Below are 6,440 nucleotides of genomic sequence, written 5' to 3' on the forward strand. Positions count from 1 at the left end.
AGGCGCGGAACGGGGCGGTGGGCTGAGGGAGGAGCTCCGAGGATGTCCCCTCCCCCACATGCGCGCTCCGGCACCAGACGGCGGATGGGGTCTGGATCCCCCGCCTGGGAGCGCGGGCCCACCGCCGTGGAGTATGGAGCGCGGCGGCGGGAAGCTCAACCCGCTTGCGCACGGGGCTTACGCGCCGCCTCGGAGAGCTCGACCAGTCTGGCCAGCCGGCCGGCCATCGTCGCCTTCGTCGCGGCCGGGTCGGCCCGGGCCGCGAGCTCGCGGAGCGAGAGCGAGGGATGGCGGAGCCGCAGCGCGGCGGCGGCCTGGAGCGTAGGCGCGAGGTGCTCCAGCGTCCCCTCGTCACGAAGCCTGCGAACGGCGTCGAGCTGCGCCTGGGCCGACCTGCTCTGTCGCACCAGGTTCGCGTGGTCCGCGTTGGCGAGGCGGTTCGCGTCCGCGCGCAGCCCCGCGACGAGCGCGCGCTCCTCGAGCCCCAGCACCGTCGCCGTCGCGCCCGCGACGGAGAGGTACGCCTCGATCGCTTCCCAGCCCTTCGCGTACGCGGCCGAGTGAGATTCGCGGTCGATGACGCGCATCCGGATGCCGGCGGCGGACGCAACGCTTCGGACGAGCGCCGCTCCGGCATGGAGTGGTGTCCGCACCTCGAGATGCGGCGACCGGGGCCCGCTCAGCGAGCCGGCGCCGAGAAACGCGCCACGGAGGTATGCGGCGCGACAGCAGGCGCGGGCCACCACGCGCCCCGGCGGCCGGTCGAGCGGCAGCCCGTCACGACCGAGGACTCCCGCCTCGGTGAGGACGTCGATCGCGTGCTGCGCGCCCTCGACGTGCAGCTGCGTCCGCGAGGCGCGGTCGAATGACGTCCGGCGGTAGGTGCGAATCGCGGACCCGATCCTGAGGTCGCGCAGCACCGCGAACGCGCGTCGCGCGACCGGGGACTCCGCGAGGTCGAGGTGGAACGCCAGCTCGCCGCGCCCGCGCAGATGGACGGTTCCTGCCGTGTGGAAGAGCGCGGAGATCTCTGCGAGCCGGTCGCAGCGCCGCACGGGCGCGAGCGCCGCGAGCTCGGCGCGGGCGTCGGCGGCGAGCGAGCCGCCGCTCACAGCAGCGTTCCCTCCCGCGCCAGCAGGCGGCGCTTGAGCCGCAGGCCCGACGATCCGTAGCCGCCGATGCCGAACGGCTCGTCCTTGCCGGCCGCGACGATGCGATGGCACGGGACGACGAGCGAGAGGCGATTCGCCGCGCAGAAGCTCCCGGCCGCCCGGGCGGCGCGCGGCCGGCCGGCCAGGGCGGCGAGGCCGCCGTACGTGACAACCTCGCCCCACTGCACCGAACGCGCCGCCCCGAGGAGCTCCCGCTGGAACTCCGTCAGCCCGTCCTCGTCCACCGTTACGTCGTCGTACGAGACGGGCGTGCCCGCGAGGTGCGCTGCAAACCGCCGGCACAGATCCGACACGAAGCCGTCACGCTCCCGTGACGGGTCGACAGTTAGCGTGTCCTCAGGGGTGCTCGCGCCCCCCTGAGGGGGGTCGCCCGGAAGGGAGGCAGGAGGCTGCCGCCCGGGGCGTCGGCGCGGTGACGGCAGCGCGTGCGCGACGAGCAGCCCGCCTCGGACTGCGAGCTCGCCGACGCCCCAGCCTGCAACCGTGTACCGATACGTGCGCACCGCCGTGTCGCCGGCACCGGCGTGGCGGCCGGCCGTGCGAGAGGCGCCGACCGAGTCGCGCTGACGCGTCACGCCCACCTGCCCGACTCTACAATCGGTCCCATGAGCGCCCCCGGGATCTTCAGGCCCCCAACGGCGGTCAACGAGCCCATTCGCGGCTACGTCCCCGGGTCACCCGAGCGTGCCGAGCTGCAGCGCCGGCTCGCGGAGATGGCGGGCGAGCGCCTCTCGATCCCGCTCGTGATCGGGGGCGAGCGCGTCGAGACGGGCACGACGTTCGAGGCCGTCATGCCGCACGACCGCGACCACGTCCTCGCGGACGTCGCGAAGGGCGACGCATCGCACGTCCAGCGGGCGATCGACGCCGCACGGGCCGCGCATCCGAGCTGGTCGTCCACGCCCTGGCACGAGCGCGTCGCCGTCTTCCTCCGCGCCGCCGAGCTCTTGTCCGGCCCGTGGCGCTCGACGCTGAACGCGGCGACGATGCTCAACCAGTCGAAGACGGCCCACCAGGCGGAGATCGACGCGGCCTGCGAGACGATCGACTTCCTCCGCTTCAACTGCGAGTACCTCGTGCGCATCTACGAGGAGCAGCCGATTTCGTCCACCGGCGTCTGGAACCGGATGGAGTACCGGCCGCTCGAAGGCTTCGTCTTCGCGATCAGCCCCTTCAACTTCACCGCGATCGGTGCGAACCTGACGACCTCGCCTGCGCTGATGGGCAACACGGTCGTCTGGAAGCCCGCGTCGACGCAGGCGCTCTCGGCCTGGTACACGCTGCGCCTACTCGAGGAGGCCGGCCTGCCCCCGGGCGTGATCAACCTCGTCCTCGGACCGGGCGCCGAGCTCGGCGACGCGGCGCTCCAGAGCCCCGAGCTCGCGGGCGTCCACTTCACCGGCTCGACGGGCGTCTTCCAGTCGATCTGGCGGACGATCGGCGGCGGCATCGACCGGTACCGCAACTATCCGCGCATCGTCGGCGAGACGGGCGGCAAGGACTTCATTCTCGCCCATCCCTCCGCCGACCCGGAAGCCGTCGCGACGGCGATCGTCCGCGGCTCGTTCGAGTACCAGGGGCAGAAGTGCTCTGCGTCGTCCCGTCTCTATCTCCCGTCGAACCTCTGGGGCGAGATCCGCGAGAGCCTCCAGCGCGACGTGCCCTCGATCGCGATGGGCGACGTCCGCGACTTCACGAACTTCATGGGCGCCGTCATCGACCGTTCGTCGTTCGAGACGCAGGCCACGGCGATCCAGGAGGCCCGCGACGCGGGTGCCGAGATCGTCGCCGGCGGGAAGGTCGACGACTCCGAGGGCTGGTTCGTCGAGCCTACCGTGATCAAGACCGACGACCCCGGCTTCCGCCTGATGCAGGACGAGCTCTTCGGCCCGGTCGTCACGGCGTACGTCTACGACGAGAAGAAGTGGGACGACACCCTCGACCTCGTGGACGAGACCGGCAGCTACGCGCTCACAGGCGCCGTCTTCGCGAACGACCGAGCTGCGATCGGCCAGGCGCACGACGCGCTCCGCTATGCGGCGGGCAACTTCTACGTCAACGACAAGCCGACCGGCGCGGTCGTCGGCCAGCAGCCGTTCGGCGGGGCACGCGCCTCGGGCACGAACGACAAGGCGGGCTCGATGTGGAACCTCATCCGCTGGGTCAGCCCCCGTACCGTGAAGGAGACGCTCGTCCCGCCCACGGACTACCGCTACCCGTTCCTGCAGCCGGATAGCTGAAGAACGTCACGGAGAGGCCCAGCGGCTCACGCGCCACGGCGGAGTGGCGCGTCGCGGCCGGAGGCCGGCTTCCCGGCCGGGACGCCAGCAGCCCTCAACCGGGAAGCAACCGTAGAGGAGGGACCGCGGGGACCATGAATTCCCCCACGTTCGGGTTACCGTGAGTCCGTGATCGACGAGATCCGGACCGCGACCGAGAGCTTCTGGCACTTCCTCTCGGACATCGCGCTCCTGCCGCTCTTCGCGGCCATCTGCTGCCATCTCCTCAAGCTCTGCTGCACGAGCCGTGCCTGGCGGAACGTGCTCGCCGCGGCGTACCCCGACCGTCCCGTGCGCTGGCCGCCGATCCTCGCGGCGTACGTCGCCGGCGTCGGCGTCAACGCGATCGTCCCCGCCCGGGCAGGCGACGCCGTTCGCATCTTCATGGCCCATCGCGCGATCCCGGGAAGCTCGTACACGACCGTCGTCTCCTCGAACGTCGTCCTCACGTTCGTGGACATGGCGCTCGCGCTCGCCGTCTTCGTGTGGGCGCTGACGCAGGGAGTGCTCCCGTCGCTCGACGCGCTCTCGCGGCTGCCGTCGTTCGACTACTCGTGGGCCGTCGAGGACGGCGTCGTGCGCCCGCCCGCGGTGATCGCGTTCCTTGTGATCGCCGGTGGCATCGCCTTGCTGCTGCACCATTTCTGGAACCGCCTGCGGGACCGGGTCGCCCAGGCGTTCGCCGTGTTCGATCCGCCGACCCGCTACGCCCGTACGGTCGTCCTCTGGCAGCTGGGCGACTGGCTCCTCCGCTTCGCGACCATCTGGTTCTTTCTCGGCGCCTTCGGGATCCCACAGAACGTCGGGCACGTCGTCCTCGTGCAGGCGACGATGAGCATGTCGACACTCGTGCCCGCCACCCCGGGCGGGATCGGCACCGAGCAGGCGCTGCTGGTCTACGCGTTCCGCGACGTCGGCGTCGCGCGCTCGACGCTCCTCGCCTTCAGCGTCGGGATGAAGCTCACGATCACGGTGATCAACGTCGTCGTCGGCTTCCTCGCGCTCTTCCTGACTCTCGGGACGGTGCGCTACCGGTCGGTCGTCTCCGCGACGAAGCCCCCGCCGGAGTCGGCGGACGAGCCGGGATAGTCGCGGCGGACTGGAAGCAGCCGAAGGAGGCCACGTGAGCAACGAGAAGGCGGCACCCGAGACGAAAGGCGTGACGGTGGAGATGCTTGCCGCGATCGACCTCGGCCCGGAGATCGAGGGCATGGCAGGACGTCAGCTCCGAATGCGGATGGTGACCATCGAACCCGGAGGCGTCTTCGGCCCGATCCATGACCACAAGGACAGACCGGGCACCGTCTACGTCCTGCAAGGGACGATCACCGACCATCGAGACGGAGTCGCGACGGACTACGGGCCGGGAGTGGGCTGGCCAGAGGACAGGAACACCAGGCACTGGCTCGAGAACAGAGGGACGATCCCGGCGGTGGAGATCTCCGTCGATATCGTCAGACAGGAGTAGGGCTGCGGCCGGGCTCAGCCCTTGCCGGCCTTGTGCAGCTGCGCGTACACGGCGCGCGCCGTCCGTGCGGGAAGCCCCGGGACGCCCTCGAGCTCCTCCTGGGAGGCTGCGAGGAACGAGTCCGCCGAGCCGAAGTGCCGCAGGATCGCGCGGCGCCGCGCGGGGCCGATGCCCTCGAGGTCGTCGAAGATCGACTCGAACGCGCGCGTGTCGCGCCGCCGCCTGTGGAAGCCGATAGCGAAGCGGTGCGCCTCGTCCCGAGCACGCTGGAGAAGCTGCAAGCCGGCGTCGTGGCGGTCGAGGCGGATGGGCCGGCTTCGGCCGGGGACGAACACCTCCTCCTCGCGCTTCGCGAGCGCGACCACCGCGACGCGCGGCAGGTCGTACGTCGAGTGGATCGCCTCGAGGGCGGCTGCGAGCTGCCCCTTGCCGCCGTCGATCACGACGAGGTTCGGGATGCTCGCGAAGCTCTCGTCGTAGCGCTCGGCCGAGGACGCGTCGCGCAGGCGCGCGAAGCGGCGCGACACGACCTGCGCCATCGACGCGAAGTCGTCCTGGCCCTCGAGCCCGCGCACGGCGAACGTCCGGTAGTGCGCGCGCCGCGGCTGCGCGTCGACGAAGACCGCCATCGAGGCGACGATCTCGCGCCCCTGGATGTTGGAGACGTCGAAGCACTCGATCCGCACCGGCAGGCTCTCGAGGTTCAGGCACTCGCGGAGCTGTTCGAGCGCCTCCACCCGGCGCTGCCGCTTCTGCTCCGTCACCGAGGCGTCGTGCTCGAGCGCCAGCCGGGCATTCTCCTCGGCGAGATCGGCGAGGCGACGCTTCTCCCCGCGCTGCGGCGCGCGCACCTCGACGCGGGCGCCGCGGAGGTCGCCGAGGAACGCGGCGAGCGCCTCGGTGTCCTCGATGTCGGGCGGGACGACGACCTGCGGCGGGATCGCGGGAGCGCTGCCGTAGTGCTCCACGCAGAAGGACTCGAGAATCGTCGGGCGGTCCTGGCCCCCGACGTTCTCGAGGTGGAAGGCGAACCGGTCGACCAGGCGGCCGTCGCGGAGCGGGAAGAGCTGCACCGCCGCGCGGTCGTCGTCGACGGCGAGGCCGATCACGTCGATCGTTCCCACGGCCCGCTTGTCCGCGGCCTGGCGCTCCGCGAGGCTCTCGATCGCGCGCAGCCGGTTCCGGTAGCGCGCAGCCTCCTCGAAGCGCTCCTCCGCTGCCGCCTCGCGCATGCGCCGCTCCAGCGCCCGGCGGATCGGGCGCGTCTCCCCCGAGAGGAACTCGATCACGCCGTCGATGATCTGCCCGTAGTCCTCTTCCGAGATCGCGCCGATGCACGGCGCCGTGCAGCGCTCGATGTGGAAGTCGAGGCAGGGGATGCCGGAGTGCCGTCCCGGCTTCGGGCCCTCACAGGGGCGAAACTGGAAGACGCGGTTCAGGACGTCCAGGGTCTCGCGCACCTTCTTCGCATTGGCGTACGGCCCGAAGTAGACGTTGCCGCGCCGGTGCCGCTCGCGCGTG

6 protein-coding genes are annotated in these 6,440 nt (G+C 71.5%); 3 read left to right on the top strand and 3 right to left on the bottom strand.

Annotation, left to right across the window (positions count from 1 at the left end; genetic code table 11):
* Nucleotides 1–155: 155 nt before the first annotated feature.
* Together whiA and VNM44_RS04090 are read right to left on the bottom strand one after the other, a co-directional pair.
* Nucleotides 156–1,112 carry a DNA-binding protein WhiA gene (whiA, locus tag VNM44_RS04085; RefSeq protein WP_325622908.1) on the bottom strand — a complete coding sequence of 319 codons (957 nt, stop codon included), beginning with the start codon at nt 1,110–1,112 and terminating at the stop codon, nt 156–158.
* Nucleotides 1,109–1,753, bottom strand: a complete 645-nt coding sequence (locus tag VNM44_RS04090) for a methylated-DNA--[protein]-cysteine S-methyltransferase (RefSeq protein WP_325622911.1) — start codon at nt 1,751–1,753, stop codon at nt 1,109–1,111. Before VNM44_RS04090 ends, whiA begins: the two co-directional genes overlap by 4 nt.
* 24 nt (nt 1,754–1,777) lie before the next feature.
* On the opposite strand from VNM44_RS04090, the gene pruA reads away from it, so the two are divergent.
* From pruA to VNM44_RS04105, 3 genes are all read left to right on the top strand, one after another.
* Complete coding sequence (pruA, locus tag VNM44_RS04095) at nt 1,778–3,412, top strand: L-glutamate gamma-semialdehyde dehydrogenase (RefSeq protein ID WP_325622913.1); 1,635 nt, start codon at nt 1,778–1,780, stop codon at nt 3,410–3,412.
* 168 nt (nt 3,413–3,580) lie between these two features.
* Nucleotides 3,581–4,540 (top strand): lysylphosphatidylglycerol synthase transmembrane domain-containing protein, encoded by a 960-nt coding sequence (locus tag VNM44_RS04100; protein ID WP_325622915.1) that lies wholly within the window; start codon nt 3,581–3,583, stop codon nt 4,538–4,540.
* A 34-nt stretch (nt 4,541–4,574) separates the two neighbouring features.
* Nucleotides 4,575–4,919 carry a cupin domain-containing protein gene (locus VNM44_RS04105; protein WP_325622917.1) on the top strand — a complete coding sequence of 115 codons (345 nt, stop codon included), beginning with the start codon at nt 4,575–4,577 and terminating at the stop codon, nt 4,917–4,919.
* Nucleotides 4,920–4,933: 14 nt separating this feature from the next.
* Here the strand turns inward: VNM44_RS04105 and uvrC are convergent.
* The coding region (uvrC, locus tag VNM44_RS04110; protein WP_325622919.1) for an excinuclease ABC subunit UvrC at nt 4,934–6,440 on the bottom strand (1,507 nt) is incomplete at its 5' end.

The organism is Gaiella sp. (assembly GCF_035558935.1).
GTDB lineage: Bacteria > Actinomycetota > Thermoleophilia > Gaiellales > Gaiellaceae > Gaiella.

Excerpts from the sequence above, each read along its gene's own strand:
- pruA (WP_325622913.1), top strand. The coding sequence starts at position 1,778 with ATGAGCGCCCCCGGGATCTTCAGGCCCCCAACGGCGGTCAACGAGCCC.